At 66.7% G+C, this 14,595-nt stretch carries 13 protein-coding genes and 1 pseudogene; 8 read left to right on the top strand and 6 right to left on the bottom strand.

The genetic code is table 11. The annotated features are described in order from the left end of the window. Nucleotides 1-5 precede the first annotated feature (5 nt). Complete coding sequence (locus F5544_RS20925; RefSeq protein ID WP_167474756.1) at nucleotides 6-1,367, bottom strand: serine hydrolase domain-containing protein; 1,362 nt, start codon at nucleotides 1,365-1,367, stop codon at nucleotides 6-8. A gap of 121 nt (nucleotides 1,368-1,488) precedes the next feature. Between F5544_RS20925 and F5544_RS20920 the strand changes: the two genes are divergently transcribed. From F5544_RS20920 to F5544_RS20885, 8 genes and pseudogenes are all read left to right on the top strand, one after another. After that, nucleotides 1,489-2,439 (top strand): FAD-dependent oxidoreductase, encoded by a 951-nt coding sequence (locus F5544_RS20920; protein WP_167474755.1) that lies wholly within the window; start codon nucleotides 1,489-1,491, stop codon nucleotides 2,437-2,439. Between the two features lie 189 nt (nucleotides 2,440-2,628). Beyond that, nucleotides 2,629-2,844 (top strand): CbtB domain-containing protein, encoded by a 216-nt coding sequence (locus F5544_RS20915; protein WP_308103017.1) that lies wholly within the window; start codon nucleotides 2,629-2,631, stop codon nucleotides 2,842-2,844. A gap of 22 nt (nucleotides 2,845-2,866) precedes the next feature. Further along, the gene (locus F5544_RS20910) at nucleotides 2,867-3,715 is read left to right on the top strand and encodes a CbtA family protein (RefSeq protein ID WP_167474754.1); all 849 of its coding nucleotides are present in this window, start codon (nucleotides 2,867-2,869) and stop codon (nucleotides 3,713-3,715) included. Between the two features lie 116 nt (nucleotides 3,716-3,831). Continuing rightward, nucleotides 3,832-5,275 (top strand): annotated as a pseudogene (locus F5544_RS47570) (carotenoid oxygenase family protein). 143 nt (nucleotides 5,276-5,418) lie between these two features. Then, nucleotides 5,419-6,855: a GuaB1 family IMP dehydrogenase-related protein gene (locus F5544_RS20900; protein ID WP_167474753.1), complete on the top strand. Its 1,437-nt coding sequence runs from the start codon at nucleotides 5,419-5,421 to the stop codon at nucleotides 6,853-6,855. 268 nt (nucleotides 6,856-7,123) lie between these two features. Then, nucleotides 7,124-8,542 (top strand): hemolysin family protein, encoded by a 1,419-nt coding sequence (locus F5544_RS20895; RefSeq protein ID WP_167479364.1) that lies wholly within the window; start codon nucleotides 7,124-7,126, stop codon nucleotides 8,540-8,542. Next, nucleotides 8,535-9,599 carry a hemolysin family protein gene (locus tag F5544_RS20890; RefSeq protein WP_167479363.1) on the top strand — a complete coding sequence of 355 codons (1,065 nt, stop codon included), beginning with the start codon at nucleotides 8,535-8,537 and terminating at the stop codon, nucleotides 9,597-9,599. Before F5544_RS20895 ends, F5544_RS20890 begins: the two co-directional genes overlap by 8 nt. After that, nucleotides 9,596-10,462 carry a 3-methyladenine DNA glycosylase gene (locus tag F5544_RS20885; protein WP_167474752.1) on the top strand — a complete coding sequence of 289 codons (867 nt, stop codon included), beginning with the start codon at nucleotides 9,596-9,598 and terminating at the stop codon, nucleotides 10,460-10,462. Before F5544_RS20890 ends, F5544_RS20885 begins: the two co-directional genes overlap by 4 nt. 4 nt (nucleotides 10,463-10,466) lie before the next feature. Here F5544_RS20885 and F5544_RS20880 read toward each other — a convergent pair whose 3' ends face one another. The 5 genes from F5544_RS20880 to F5544_RS20860 form a co-directional block, all read right to left on the bottom strand. After that, nucleotides 10,467-11,750 (bottom strand): acyltransferase family protein, encoded by a 1,284-nt coding sequence (locus F5544_RS20880; RefSeq protein WP_167474751.1) that lies wholly within the window; start codon nucleotides 11,748-11,750, stop codon nucleotides 10,467-10,469. A gap of 6 nt (nucleotides 11,751-11,756) precedes the next feature. Next, nucleotides 11,757-12,587: an SGNH/GDSL hydrolase family protein gene (locus F5544_RS20875; RefSeq protein ID WP_167474750.1), complete on the bottom strand. Its 831-nt coding sequence runs from the start codon at nucleotides 12,585-12,587 to the stop codon at nucleotides 11,757-11,759. Between the two features lie 98 nt (nucleotides 12,588-12,685). Next, a complete protein-coding gene (locus F5544_RS20870) occupies nucleotides 12,686-12,997 on the bottom strand; it encodes a hypothetical protein (protein ID WP_167474749.1) in 312 nt (103 codons plus the stop codon). A gap of 644 nt (nucleotides 12,998-13,641) precedes the next feature. Continuing rightward, complete coding sequence (locus F5544_RS20865; RefSeq protein WP_167474748.1) at nucleotides 13,642-14,334, bottom strand: TetR/AcrR family transcriptional regulator; 693 nt, start codon at nucleotides 14,332-14,334, stop codon at nucleotides 13,642-13,644. 29 nt (nucleotides 14,335-14,363) lie between these two features. Beyond that, nucleotides 14,364-14,585, bottom strand: a complete 222-nt coding sequence (locus F5544_RS20860) for a hypothetical protein (protein ID WP_167474747.1) — start codon at nucleotides 14,583-14,585, stop codon at nucleotides 14,364-14,366. Between the last annotated feature and the right edge of the window lie 10 nt (nucleotides 14,586-14,595).

The following is a 14,595-nucleotide window of genomic DNA, read 5'->3' as shown; positions in this document are numbered from 1 at the left end:
CGCGATTATCCTTGTGCCGCAACTCGATTCGCCAACCGCCCGGCGATATCGATACCGATCACCGCGCCGCTCGCATCCCTGGTGAAATACCCGCGCTGGCCCTGCATACCGCCGCTCGTGATGATGTACTCGTCGCGGGGCAGCAGGCCGACGCCGCCGGTGTGGCCGGGTGGCAGTTCCTGGTCGGCGGCGGCTCGGATCTCCGGTTTGATGTCGACGTCGAGACGCAGTTCGGCGCCGGACGATTCGATGATCAACCGCATCGAGCCCAGATCGTAGAGGCCGACGATTTCTCGTGCCCGTGCCGCGTCGAACGGCAGCGGCTCCGGGTCGCGGTCGATCACCCCGAGGTAGTGTTCGAGCGCCCAGCGAACGACGGCCTGGTTGAACTGGATTCCGTCCGGGCCCGCATTCGCCAGCGAGACCACCGCGAAGTCGCGTTCCGGCACGGTGAGCAGTTCGGTGAACTGGCCGTTGGTAGAGCCGCCGTGCCCGACGGTGCGCACACCGTCGACGTCGCGCAGGAACCAGCACAGTCCGATGTCATCGCCGAGGGTGCTGGCCCGTAGCGCAACCGTGGGATCCCGCATTTCGCGCAGCAGTTCGGCGGGCACGACCTGGGCATCGATGTCGCCGAGGTGAAAACGGCTCCAGCGCAACAGATCCGAGACGGAGGATTCCAGCCCGCCACCGGCGTTGTCGCCGCGCGCCCGCTTGCGCAGCCGCGCCACCGACATCGTGCCGTCCTCGGCGCGGTTGTGCCCGACGGCGAAGCGCCTGGTCAGCAGCTCGTCGGCGGAGTACAGGCTGTGCTCTAGCTCCAGTGGTTCGAAAAGCATTGTGGCAATCGCTTTTTCGAAGGTCAGTCCGGTGACGTGTTCGATCATCCGGCCGAGCACGTTGTATCCGGCCTGACTGTAGGACGCCCGTTCGCCGGGTTCGCCGATCAGGTCCAGGGTGGCCAGCGTCGCCACGTAACGGGCCAGCGCGTCGTCACCGGACCCGCTCTCGACGACCTCCCCGTTGCCCAGCCCGGAGGTGTGATTCAGCAACTGCCGCACGGTGATTCGCGCCGCGACCCGCTCGTCGGCGAGTACCAGTTCCGGCACGTACCGCCGCACGGGCGCGTCCAGCTCCACCTTCCCCCGCGCGGCCAGGCACAGCACCGCGGTCGCGGTGAACGTTTTGCTCACCGAGCCGAGCGCGAAAACCGTGTCCTCGTCGACCGGCAGCGGATTCTCGACGCTGGTCACCCCGTGGCAGGCGAACACCGCCTCCCCGCCGGCATAGATCCCGACGGCGACGCCGGGAATCCCGAATTTCGCCGCGGTGGCGCCGACGAATTCGGTGAGTGCGATATCGGACATCTCGTAACCCTTTCGACCTAGGCGGATCCGGCCCCCTGCGGGCCGCATCCGATCTGCCGATAACGGTGCCCGGGGCCGCCGACAGCCCGCCGACAGCGCGCTGACAACTATGATCAGCGGCATGCGGGTGGTTGTCGTCGGCTCAGGGATATCCGGACTTTCGGTGGCCGCGCAGCTGCTCGCGGACGGGCACGACGTCACGATCATCAGCGCCGAGCCGATCGCGCGCACCACGTCGTATCTGGCCGCCGCGGTCTGGTTCCCGACCGCCGTCGGCCCGAAGGATCGCGTGAACGCTTGGGGTGAAACGACTTTCGCCTACCTCGAACGTCTCGCCGGCGACGGTGTCCCCGGGGTGCGCATGTGTGAATCGCTTGCGCTCTACCGCGCCGAACCGGCGACGCCGGACTGGTCGCGGTCGGTGCGCGGGTTCCGGGTGGCCCGGCCCGGCGAGCTGCCGCCGGGCTACCCGATGGGCTATCGGTATGCCGTTCCACTGGTCGAGATGCCGGTCTTCCTGCCGTGGCTGCGGGATTCGGTCGCGGCGGCCGGGGCGCATTGGGTTCGGCGCACCGTGGACAGCCTCGCCGATATCGCCGACCTGGCACCCGACGCGGTGGTCAACTGCGCCGGACTGCGCGCGGGTGATCTGGTCGGCGATCCGACGCTGGTACCCATCCGCGGCCAGATCGTGCGCGTGGTCAATCCGGGCATCTCGATCTCGGTGCGTGACGAGGCACATCCGCTCGGCCGCGCGTACGTCCATCCCAGGCAACACGATTGCATACTCGGCGGATCGCTCGACGCGGGCCGGTGGGACGTCGCGCCGGATCCCGAACTGACGCGATCGATCCTGGAACGCTGCCGCGATCTGGTGCCGCTGCTGGCCGAAAGCACCGTCATCGAGACACTGGTGGGCCTGCGCCCCGGACGCGAGCAGGTGCGACTCGAACTCGACCGCTCGGTCCTGCCCGGTATCCCGGTGGTGCACAACTACGGGCACGGCGGCTCCGGGGTCACGATCGGCTACGGCTGTGCCCGCGATGTCGCGGCGATCATCGGCGATCTGTAGCGCGGCAACCGTTTGACCTGTTGGTCCGGGGTTTCGTATGGTTGACCGATCGGCGATTCGTGGAATCCGGTGTGAATCCGGAACGGTCGCGCCACTGTGAGCATCCGCCAGGATGCGAGTCAGACCTCGGCGCCGTGCTGTCGTAACGATCATGGGGACGCGAAATCCCCTCCTACGCAAGGAGTTTCCGTGGCCACGTCCTACGCTCCCCGCTCCGGCCAGCGCATCGGCGCCATCTCGATTCCGACCACGGCCCTGTGGCTGATCGGCACCACGGTGCTCGCGCTGTTGGCGATCTACTTCATCGGCATCGACCAGGGCGCGGTCTCGGTATTCGGCAGCGATATGCACGTGCACGAATTCGTCCACGACGGTAGGCATTTCCTCGGATTCCCCTGCCACTGACGGCGGGAATCGAGTCCCGACAATGGAAAAGCGGATCATCGGCCGCGGTGTGCTGCTCGGCGCGCTCGGCGGATTGCTGGCGTTCGTCTTCGCCAGGATATTGGCCGAGCCGATCATCGGCCGCGCCATCGACTACGAATCCGGCCGCGACGACGCCCGGATGGCGCTGGACAAGGCGGCCGGGCTGCCGATGCCCGATATGGACGCCCCCGAGCTGTTCACCCGCGGTGAGCAGGCCAATGCCGGATTCGGTCTCGGTGTGGTCGTCTTCGGCGCGGCGTTCGGCGCGCTGTTCGCCGTCGTCTACTACCTGGCGCTGCGGCGGGCGGGCAAGATCACGCCGCGCAATCTCGCGCTGCTCGTCGCGGGCGGGATGTTCCTCGTCGTCTATGCGCTGCCGTTCCTGAAATATCCGGCGAACCCGCCATCGATCGGGCATCCGGAGACCATCAAGGAACGCACCGCGCTGTACCTCGGCGTGATCGTAATCGGTGCGGTCGCCCTGCTCGCCGCCATCTGGGCGGGTCGGAAACTGGCCGCGCGCCTTGGCAATTGGACCGCGACCATGGCGGCCGCCGCGGGCTTCGTCGTGGTGATGGGCGTGGTGCTCGCGCTGCTGCCGTCGCTCGGGCATCTGTCGGCCAATCACGCGTACGGCGATTTCGCCACCGAAACGCCGGGGCCGCTGACCGACCCGTCCGGCAAGATCGTCTATCCCGGCTTCCCCGCCGACGATCTGTACCACTTCCGGCTGTATTCCTTTGCCGCACAGCTGATCATGTGGGCCGTGATCGGCGTCGGATTCGCCTGGCTGGCACCGCGGCTGCTCGGCGACCGGAACCCGGCGGAGCGAACCGCTACCGCCACATAGGCATACGACGCGCCTCCTCCGCAGGGAGGAGGCGCGTCGGCCGTCCGAGGGATGTGGGCATCCGTAAGCATTGGTGAGATCGGCGGTGGGACAGTCCCACTACCGAGGAGCCGAGCATGGACCGTCGAACCCTGTTGCGCCACACCATTTCCGGAGTCGCCGTAATCGCGGCCGCCGGATTGGCCGAGACCGCGGCCGGATGCGCCGACCCGGCCCCACCGCCGCCGCCCGCGCCACCGAAGCCGAGCTATCTCACCGGCCTGTTCGCACCCGTCGACACCGAAATATCGATCGACAACCTGACCGTCGACGGCGCCATCCCGCCCGAACTGTCGGGCCGCTACCTGCGCAACGGGCCGAATCCGAAGCCGGGCACCGATCCCGGCCTGTGGTGGAGCGGCGCGGGGATGATCCACGGCATCCGCCTGCATGGCGGGCGCGCCGAGTGGTATCGCAACCGCTGGGTCAGAACCTCGGACGGCCCCGCCGTCGAACCCGGCCGCGATCTGCGCAGGGGCGCGTCCAACACCAATGTGATCGGACATGCCGGGCGCATTCTCGCCCTCTACGAGGTGCAGTACCCCTACCAACTCACCCCCGATCTGGACACCGTCGGGCCGCACGACTTCGACGGCCGCCTGCACCCCGATGACCGCGCATCCGAAGATCGATCCGGTCACCGGCGAAATGCACTTCTTCGGTGCCCCCATGCGGCAAACGCAGCTCACCTACCACCGCGTCGCCGCGACCGGCGAACTCACCCACAGCCTGCCCATCGCGCTCACCGACCAGGAGATGCCGATGATGCACGATTTCGCGGTCACCACCAATCACATTGTCTGGCTGGATCTTTCGGTGGTGTGGGATCGGGAATCGCAGCGCACCGGCTTCCCGAACTGGAGCGAGGCCCACCAGCCGCGCATCGGGGTGATGCCGCGCGACGCCGCCTCCGACCGCGAAATCCGTTGGTTCCCGGTGCGACCCAGGTGGGCCTGGCATATCGGCAACGCGTACGAGGACGCCGCGGGCCGCATCGTCGTCGACGGCATCAGCGGCGACGCGGCGGGCTGGGCCGGGATGACGGCCATCTTCCGCGGCACCGGCGATCCGCGCGGCGTCGGCCACCTCTACCGCTGGACCCTCGATCCGGCCACCGGCCAGGCGACCGAACAGCAGCTCGACGACATCGCGACCGAATTCCCAACCGTCAACGACGCCAACGTCGGACGGCCGCACCGCTACCTCTACAGCCCGACCACCCCGCTCGCACCGGTCGGCGACAATCTGGTCACCAAGCACGATCTCGCGACCGGCGCGCGCACCGTCCATCGACTCGATCCCGAAATCGTCTCGGGTGAAACGGTTTTCGTCGCCGCACGGAATGCGCGCAACGAGGACGACGGCTACCTGATGTCGATCGCGCACCACCGCACCCGCGACCAGGCCGCGCTGCTCATCCTCGACGCGAGCGATCCGGGCAGACCCCCGATCGCCACCGTTCACCTGCCCCGCCGCGTCCCGTACGGCTACCACGGCCACTGGATTCCGGACGTGGGCTGACCGGACGCCTGCCGTTCGCTGTGACGCACACCGCGAAATCCGCGATATCCCGTGGTCACGACCGGACCTGTGAGGGGCATCTCCCCGATAACGAGTGCCCGTGAATTGCGCGATGGGGCGCACCCGCGATTATCATCGTGTAAGTGCAGTTTCTCCCTGGTCATCAGCCGCCGTACGACCTGACCTACGACGACATCTTCCTCGTCCCCAACAGGACCGATGTCGCGTCACGGTTCGACGTCGATCTCTCGACGGTCGACGGGTCCGGCACCACCATCCCGATCGTCGTGGCCAATATGACCGCGGTCGCGGGCCGCCGGATGGCCGAGACCGTCGCCCGCCGCGGCGGCATCGTCGTCCTACCGCAGGATCTTCCGATCAGCGCGGCCGCCGACACGATCGCATTCGTCAAGAGCCGTTCGCTCACCGCCGACACCCCGGTCACCCTGGATCCGGAGCGTTCGGTGTCGGAGGCCGTCGCGCTGATGCACAAGCGGGCGCACGGCGCGGTGGTCGTGGTCGACGGCGGACGGCCCGTCGGCGTTGTCACCGAGGCGACCTGCACCGATGTCGATCGCTTCGCCCGGTTGCGGGATGTCGCCGTCACCGATTTCGTGCAGGCGCCCGCCGACACCTCGCCGCGCGAGATCTTCGATCTGCTCGAGGCGAAGCATGCGCACCTCGCGGTGCTCACCACCGCCGACGGCGCGCTGGCCGGCGTGCTCACCCGAACCGGGTCCATCCGCACCGGCATCTACGCCCCCGCCGTCGACGCCAAGGGCCAGCTGCGGGTGGCCGCCGCGGTCGGTATCAACGGCGATGTCGCGGCCAAGGCCAAGGCGCTCGTCGACGCGGGCGCCGATCTGCTCGTCATCGACACCGCGCACGGCCACCAGGCCAAGATGCTCGAAACCCTGCGCGCGGTAAAGGATCTCGCGCTCGGCGTGCCGCTGGTCGCCGGCAATGTGGTGTCCGCGCAGGGCACCCGCGATCTGGCCGCCGCGGGCGCCGACATCATCAAGGTCGGTGTCGGCCCCGGCGCCATGTGCACCACCCGCATGATGACCGGCGTCGGCCGCCCGCAGTTCTCCGCGGTCGCCGAATGCGCCGCCGCCGCAAAGGAAATCGGCGTGCACGTATGGGCCGACGGCGGCGTGCGGCACCCGCGCGACGTCGCGCTCGCGCTGGCCGCGGGCGCGTCCAACGTGATGATCGGCTCCTGGTTCGCCGGCACCTACGAATCGCCCGGCGACCTGCGCGTCGACCGCGACGGCAATGCGTACAAGGAGAGCTTCGGCATGGCGTCCAAGCGCGCCGTCGCCGCCCGCACCGCCTCCGATTCCGGCTTCGACCGGGCCCGCAAGGCGCTGTTCGAGGAGGGTATCTCCAGCTCGCGCATGCGGTTGGATCCGGAGCGTCCCGGCGTCGAGGATCTGATCGACCACATCACCTCCGGCGTCCGCAGCGCCTGCACCTACGCGGGCGCCAGGACCCTGACCGAATTCCACGAGAAGGCCGTGCTCGGTGTGCAGTCGGCGGCCGGTTTCGCGGAGGGGCGGCCGCTGCCGAGCGGTTGGTGAGCCCGGCCGTCATAGCGGCAATGCGCACCGCGTGATTTCGAGACGCGCCAGGCACCGGCCGACACGTTCACTCGTGTCGGCCGGTAGCATTGGTGTCCACAGTCTCGAGTCCATGCGAAAGGAACCAGTTGTCACCCGCGTCCGAGGGCGCCGCACAGGAGGGCTCCTCTATCGAGCCGGGTGACCAACCCGGCGCTCTCCTTCCCACAGCGGCCCGCATATCTCCCCCGGCATTCCCGATCACCGTACGGTCCAGGTGGTGCTGACGATGTCCGTCGCGCTGACCGTGCTGAGCCTGGTCGGTTTCATCGCTTTGACGGCGGGCACGGCCCTCTTCGTCGCCGCCGAATTCTCCCTCACCGCGCTGGAGCGCAGCACCGTCGAATCCCATGCCCGCACCGTCGGCGACGTGCGGTCGCGGATGGTGCGCCAGGCGCACCGCACGCTCTCGTTCCAGCTGTCCGGCGCCCAGCTCGGCATCACCATCACCACGCTGATCACCGGTTATATCGCCGAACCCGTGCTCGCGCGCCTGCTGCGCCCGGCGTTCTCCGCGATGGGGCTGACCGACGGTGCCGCACAGGGCATTTCGCTCGCGCTCGCGCTGGTGCTGGCCACCTCGCTGTCGATGATCTACGGCGAGCTGGTGCCCAAGAACATCGCCATCGCCAAACCGCTGGCCACCGCGCGCACCACCGCCCCGGCGATCATCGCGTTCTCCTCGGTGTTCCGGTGGATGATCAAATTCCTCAACAACACCGCCAACTGGGTGGTGCGCGCCCTCGGGATCGAACCGGCGGAGGAGCTGCGTTCGGCGCGCTCGCCGCAGGAACTCGGTTCGCTGGTGCGCACCTCGGCGGTGCGCGGCGCGCTGGATCAGCGCACGGCCCAGGTCATCGACCGCTCACTGGAATTCGGTGAGCGCAGCGCGGAGGAGCTGATGACGCCGCGGGTCAAGATCGAAGCCCTGGATCAGGACGACACCATCGCCGATCTGATCGCCGCCGCGAGCCGCACCGGCTATTCGCGTTTCCCCGTCATCGACGGTGATCTCGACAACACGTTGGGCGTCGTGCACGTCAAACAGGCGTTCACCCATGCCGCCAACGTGCGCCGCACCATCCCGCTGCGTCTGCTGGCCCGTCCGGTGCCGATCGTGCCCGCCAGCCTCGACGGCGACGAGGTGCTGGAACGGGTGCGCGCCGACGGTATGCAGGTAGCGCTGGTCGTCGACGAATACGGCGGCACCGCGGGCATGGTGACGATGGAGGACCTGATCGAGGAGATCCTCGGCGATGTCCGCGACGAGCACGACGAGGAGGAACTCGATGTGCGCCGGGTCGCCGACGGCTGGGACTGCTCCGGCCTGCTACGCATCGACGAGGTCTCGCGCGCGACGGGTTACGAGGCGCCGGAGGGCGAATACGAAACCCTCGGCGGGCTGGTGCTCACCCGGCTCGGCCGCATACCCGTCGCGGGCGATGAGGTGGTTCTGCCGAATTCCGTCGCACACCAATGGGGTTCGCCCGCCCACCCGGACGATCTGAGCGAGGGCGGCTGGCTCGCGTTGGTCGAGCGGATGGACGGCAGGCGCATCGATCGGGTGCGGTTGATCCCGGTCACCGCGGATGTGCTGATGGCCAAGGAACATTCGAGTATGGCGGCGGGTGAGTACCACCATGGGTGATCTGCTCGGTGTGCTGCTGACGGTGGTGCTGCTCGCGGGCAACGCCTTCTTCGTCGGCGCCGAATTCGCGCTCATCTCCGCGCGCCGCGACCGGCTGGAAGCCCTTGCCGCACAAGGCAAGCGCAAGGCCAACACGGTGATCCGGGCGGGTGAGAACCTGTCCATGATGCTCGCCGCGGCACAGCTCGGCATCACCATCTGCTCGATCCTGCTCGGCCGGATCGCCGAACCCGCCGTCGCGCACCTGCTGCGGGGCCCGTTCGAATTGCTCGGCCTGCCGGACCAATTGCTGCATCCGGTGGCGTTCACGCTCGCGCTGGCCGTCGTGGTGATCCTGCACATCCTGTTCGGCGAGATGATTCCGAAGAATATCGCGCTGGCCGGTCCGGAACGCAGTGCGCTGCTGCTGGTTCCGATCCACCTGATGTGGCTGCGGCTGGCCCGCCCGCTCATCGCGCTGTACAACCTGGCGGCCAATCTTTCGCTGCGGATGCTGCGGGTGGAGCCGAAAGACGAACTGCAGGCCACCGTTTCGTCGGTGGAGCTGGCCGAGATGATCGGCGAATCCCGGTCCGAGGGCCTGCTCGACGAGGAGGAGCACCGGCGGCTCACCCAGGCGCTGGGCACCAGCGACCGCACCGTCGCCGATGTGCTGGTGCCGCTGACCACCACCCGATCGGTTCCGTTGCGCGGCAACGGAACCACGCTCGGCGATATCGAAACCGCCGTCGCCGAAACGGGTTTCTCGCGTTACCCGGTGCGCGCCGGTGACGGGTCGCTGGTCGGCTACCTGCATGTCAAGGACGTGCTGGACAAGGTCGCCGACGAGAGCGCGGGCCCGGCGACGCCCATCCCGCGCACCGATATCCGGCCGCTGCCGACGGTGCGCGCGGGCACGACGCTGTACGAGGCGCTGGCCCGGCTGCGGCGCACCAACAGCCACCTCGGCCGGGTCGTCGACAACCACGGCAACACCATCGGCATCGTCGCGCTGGAGGATCTGGTCGAGGAATTCGTCGGCACCGTGCGCGACACCACCCACCGGGTGATCGAATGACGGTGCTGCCCGAGGCGCGGTGGCGGGCGCTCGCCGCCGCGCACCGGGACCGGGTGGACGCGCTCGTCGGGCCGTATCTGCGGCAGCGGCGGGCGGGTTCCAAACATCCGGTGCTCGACTTCCTGTTCACCTACTACGGGAACAAGCCCGCGCAGCTCGCGCGCTGGCATCCCGGATTCGGGGTGATCCTCGCCGACGCCCGCGAATACGACGGCGCGCGCGGCTATCACGCGGTCGACGGCGGCCATACCGCCGACCCGGCCTATCTCGCGCGCCGTCGCGACACCGTGGAATTCGTCGCGAACCTGTTGCGGGCCACCGCATCCCGGCCCGCGCAGCTGTCCTGCTTCGGCCTGCACGAATGGGCCATGGTGTACCGCTCCGAGGAGGTGCGCCACCGGCAGGTGCCGCTGCGCCTCGGCCACCACGGCACCGATGCCGTCGTCGAGTCGATGCAGTTGCGCTGCACCCACTTCGACGCCTTCCGCTTCTTCACCCCCGACGCGGTGGGCCGCAACGCCGAACAACTCACCCGCGCCGATCAGCTCCGCCGCGAACAACCCGGCTGCCTGCACGCGAATATGGACCTCTACAAGTGGGGTTTCAAGCTCACCCCGCTGATTTCGTCCGACCTGCTGTTCGACTGCTTCGAATTGGCGTGCACCGCAAGAGAACTCGATATGAAGGCGAGCCCGTACGACCTCTCCGAGTACGGGTACGAGCCCGTGCGCATCGAAACGCCTTCCGGGCGAGCCGATTACGTCCGCCGTCAGTCGGAGGTCGCCGAGCGCGCGAGTGGTCTGCGCGCCCGCCTTCTCGACGTGTGCCAGGAACTGCTCGCACACCTATCCGACCCTCTATAGCCGTTCAAGTCGTATCTACCGCTGCCACAATGGGTTTCGGATTTCGCGCACTACCGACGACTCGCACCGGTTCCCGTGCGGCGACAGATGTGGCACGCGCCTTCCGCTTCGTGATCGGAAGATCGATGCAGACGTATATCGCCGCGCCGAGACCGATCGACAACACCAGGCAAACGAGGGTCCCGAGAAGCCAACCCCGCACGTCGTAGCTCTTACCGCTGAGACAGTATCTGGTTACCGCCACCATCACCGGGTACTGGATCAGGTAGAAGGCGTACGAGATGTTGCCGAGCCATATCATTCCCGGTCTCGAGTTCACGGTTCGCATCCCGGATACATCGCGGGCGCATGCGGTGGCGATTACCGCCGCGGTCGGCAACAGTATGAGCACGGACAGCTTGTAGTTGATCGGCACGAACCAGGTGAGGCCGTAGCTGCCTGCGAGGGCCAGCAGTGGATACCGCAGTCGAGTATTCGTCCACCCGCCGGTCATGACGTATTTCGCGGTGAGCACCCCGATATAGAATTCCGGCAATCGACTCGGTGGAAAATTGTAGCTCAGCCAGTACGAGGGCGAGACCGGTATATCGGACTGTGCGAACCATATCGGCGAAGCATGGATCTCGTATTCTGGTGTCGTGTTCCCCGGTTGTAGTCGCGGCAGGAATATGTTCTCGATGCCTTTCGGCCCGTCAGCGACGAGATAGTAAATGGTATGCAGACCGGCAATGGCCAGAAATACCACCCCTATCGCCCATAGGACATATTTTCCCGGTAGCCGATCCACCAACGGGGCCAGCAGCGGAAACGTGAGGTAGAACAGCATCTCCGATACCAACGACCACGATGGAACATTCAGCCCGCCCAGCGAGCTCCAATGCGAGACCCAGGTGTGTATCAGCAAAAGGTCGGGCAGCCATACCACGGGACGCGAAAGCGGAACGGGTGCCACGGCAATCAGCAACAGCACCGCCACGATATGCGAAGGGTAGATCTTCCGGACTCGGCGCTTCAGAAAACTCCAATAGGTGTCTCCAGGTCGTCGTATCCAGTAGAGAATAAATCCCGAGAGCACGAAGAAGAATGCCACCCCGGCAGCGCCGAGCTGCATCGGTATGAATTCGTGAATCTTCTGGAAGAGCGGGCTCTTCTGGAACGGGTACGCCGGTATGAAGACCACCGCGTGCAGTACGAATACAGCGGCGGCGGCCCACCAACGCATTCCGGTCAAGGACGGCAGCTTCACCTCCCGCCGCACGGTTCGAATCGCCATCGGCACCGCTTCCATCGTCGGCTAGAGGTTCAGTTGGCGTTTGATCGCCGCCGCCGTCACCGCATCACCACGCGCCGAAGGGTGCCCGGGAATACCGAAGACATCCGCTCGCGGGTCGCCGATTCCATTGACCCATGGGTCGGGAGTGCACAGTCCGTGACCATGGGTCAGCGCGCCGGTATCGAGGAAATCGATCCCCAGTAGGTCGGCCGCGCCGGCCTGCGCATTTCGCAGACCGTTGAGCAAGTCGATCAGTGCGGTGGCCCGCGGCTGGGCGACCGGGACACCGAACAGGTCGATACACGCCGCCGTTCCGGCCGGATCCAGCAACTCCGGATAGCCGATCAGCATGATTCGCGCCCGGGGCGCGTAATACCGAATGTACTTCACCACCTGCGCGATTCGATCCGCATAATGTTCCGCGGTGATCTGGTTCGGGTCGGGCAGGCGATACGGCGCGACGGCGTCTCGTTCACAGCCTCGGACGACGCAGAACATGACCGTGTCGATGGCGTCGAGGCTGTTACCCCAACTGTCGTTGAGGCCGAATTGCAGCAGCACCGCCTCGGTATCGGAGCCGAAAGCTCCGGCATCCGCGGCCTGCCCGGCTTCATAAGCCAGATTCCAGTTCTGGCCGCTGTCGATCACGGCGCCTGAGCAGGAAAGGTCGAGCAGGCCGCGGTTGATCGATCGGGCCAGTTGACTCGGCCATGAGTCGGCGCCGTGACTGCACCGATCCGCGCCCTGGGCCTGGATCTCCATCGAATTGGACGCATACGAATCGCCGAGCACTATCACCGGGACACCCCCACTTCCGGCGGGCGCCGCTCCCGCGACCGATATGCAGGTCACCGAAATAATGACGAAGGCAGAAATGGTTGCGCACACCGCCATCGACCGAAACAACAATTTCATGGCTCTCCCGTCTCGACGTGGCGGCCACAGCCGAATCAATATCCGGGCTTCGGCATGAAGGTGGTTTTCGGCAGCTCCGGCGGCGTTTCGGCCCGCGGCGGCTGCGGAACTTCGGTCGCCTGAACCGGAGCCGGAACGACGTTGTCCTCCGTGGGGACGGGTTCTACGGCACTGGTCGCGGGCGGAGCAGGGGCGGCGGGCGCGGAGGTGGCCGGTGCGGGGGCGGGCGTTGCGACAGTCGACGGAATCGGGCTACTACTCGAGGTATCCGGACCGGGTGAGCTGGAATCTTTACCGCATGCCGCAAGCACGCCGGTGGCCGCGACTATCAAGAGGGTTCCGGTCACGGTTCGCCGAAATACATATCCGACGCGCGATGACGGCGTTCCCACTGTGCGGCGTTGTTCGATTACTTTTTCCGAATGAGACATGGCGACTCCTGACCAAGCAACTTTCCGATCTCTGCGCAATCCGATCAGCAACTACACAGCAAAATGATAAGACAGATTTTCCGATTGTCAATGGAGATTCGAATCCCGTTCGACATCGGCGGCTGAAGGGTTGGTGCGCAGAGCGCGGCGACTGCTTCGAATCGGATTGCGCCGCAAGCGAATTCGCCTTGATCAGAGCCCGAACACCTTGACACGCAATGCAATACGCTCACCGACCGGGTCGATCGCCCGGCCACCGACGTGAACAAGGAGATGAACTCACCCGAGCCGCATCCAGCAGCTGCCGACCCGAGTCGGTGACACCGAAACGAAAGCGGCACAGGCGATCACCGGTGCGCTGGACCGATAACTCACCGGCGCCGACGTTCAGTAAATACCCTCCGGCGCATCGCTGCTGACCTGCAATGGGCGGATGTTCGCCACCGCGTCGGTCGGCCACTTTCCGGCGGTGTCGAAACGTACGTCCTGGTGCCACCCGACTCCCAGACACGCCCGACCAGCGGCGGCCGCACACCACGCGGCACCACCGGGTGAGCAACCTACTCGGATGGCGAACCGTCCGGATCCACCATGCCGTTTCGCAAGATGGCCAGCGCTCGGCCGACCGCGTCGGTCAGCGCGGCGCTGATCTCCTGCGGCGACTTGCCTTCGCCGCGCATCCGGTTCGCCTCCTCGATCATGGCGGAGACGGTGGTCATGATGTAGGCCGCGGTCGCCCGCGCGGCGACGGGACCGAGACTCGCGGGCACGCGGTCGACCAGGATGGCCGCCAGGTCTTCCTGATAGCGGCCGCCGCGCCGCCGCAACGCGTCGAGCAGCGCCGGACTGCGCTGGATGATGGCGAATACGGCGGCCATCCGGTCATCGCCCGCGGCCCGCCCGCCGCTCTCCGATACCTCCGGCAGGGCGGCGAACAGGTTCGGCAACTCCTCCGCGAGGAATTGCGGCAGCGAAACGCTCAGCGGCAGTTGGTCGATCAGGTCGATCACGTCGGCCTCGACCGGCCGATGCCAGGCGAGCAGGAGATCTTCCTTCGCCGGGAAGTGGTTGACCACGGTCTGTTTCGCGACGTCCGCGGCCTCGGCGATCTCGGCGATGGTCACGTCGTCGTAGCCGCGCGCGCCGAACAGGGCCAATGCGGCCTGGGCAATTCGTTCCCTGGTCTCGCGACGGCGCCGGTCGTGCCGGGTTCCGATGGTGTCTTCCGAGGATTGTGGTTGGTTGATACTCATAAAGTAACCATACCACTATTAGTACGGTACTAGATATGTAATTGGTCTAAGTTCAATTGTTCCACCGAACCGATGGATCGCACGGAAAGCCATGCGCCATAACGCACTTCGCTGAAGGCAAGCAGTTCACTCTGTGCCGCGCCGGAGGCGATGGGCATCGCAACGAGCAGCAGCCAGCGCAGATCGCGCAGCGCCTCGGCGAATGCCAGCTCGGCGGCGGTATCCGCCGGGCGCGGAGCACCGGCGGGCATGGGCGGCATC

Origin of the sequence: Nocardia arthritidis (genome assembly GCF_011801145.1) — a bacterium.
GTDB lineage: Bacteria > Actinomycetota > Actinomycetes > Mycobacteriales > Mycobacteriaceae > Nocardia > Nocardia arthritidis_A.
Note: the sequence above shows the minus strand (reverse complement) of the source record. Positions and strands in the feature narration are given on the sequence as shown.

Excerpts from the sequence above, each read along its gene's own strand:
- F5544_RS20925 (WP_167474756.1), bottom strand. The coding sequence starts at position 1,367 with ATGTCCGATATCGCACTCACCGAATTCGTCGGCGCCACCGCGGCGAAA.
- F5544_RS20920 (WP_167474755.1), top strand. The coding sequence starts at position 1,489 with ATGCGGGTGGTTGTCGTCGGCTCAGGGATATCCGGACTTTCGGTGGCC.
- F5544_RS20910 (WP_167474754.1), top strand. The coding sequence starts at position 2,867 with ATGGAAAAGCGGATCATCGGCCGCGGTGTGCTGCTCGGCGCGCTCGGC.
- F5544_RS20895 (WP_167479364.1), top strand. The coding sequence starts at position 7,124 with ATGTCCGTCGCGCTGACCGTGCTGAGCCTGGTCGGTTTCATCGCTTTG.
- F5544_RS20890 (WP_167479363.1), top strand. The coding sequence starts at position 8,535 with ATGGGTGATCTGCTCGGTGTGCTGCTGACGGTGGTGCTGCTCGCGGGC.
- F5544_RS20885 (WP_167474752.1), top strand. The coding sequence starts at position 9,596 with ATGACGGTGCTGCCCGAGGCGCGGTGGCGGGCGCTCGCCGCCGCGCAC.
- F5544_RS20880 (WP_167474751.1), bottom strand. The coding sequence starts at position 11,750 with ATGGAAGCGGTGCCGATGGCGATTCGAACCGTGCGGCGGGAGGTGAAG.
- F5544_RS20865 (WP_167474748.1), bottom strand. The coding sequence starts at position 14,334 with ATGAGTATCAACCAACCACAATCCTCGGAAGACACCATCGGAACCCGG.
- F5544_RS20860 (WP_167474747.1), bottom strand. The coding sequence starts at position 14,585 with ATGCCCGCCGGTGCTCCGCGCCCGGCGGATACCGCCGCCGAGCTGGCA.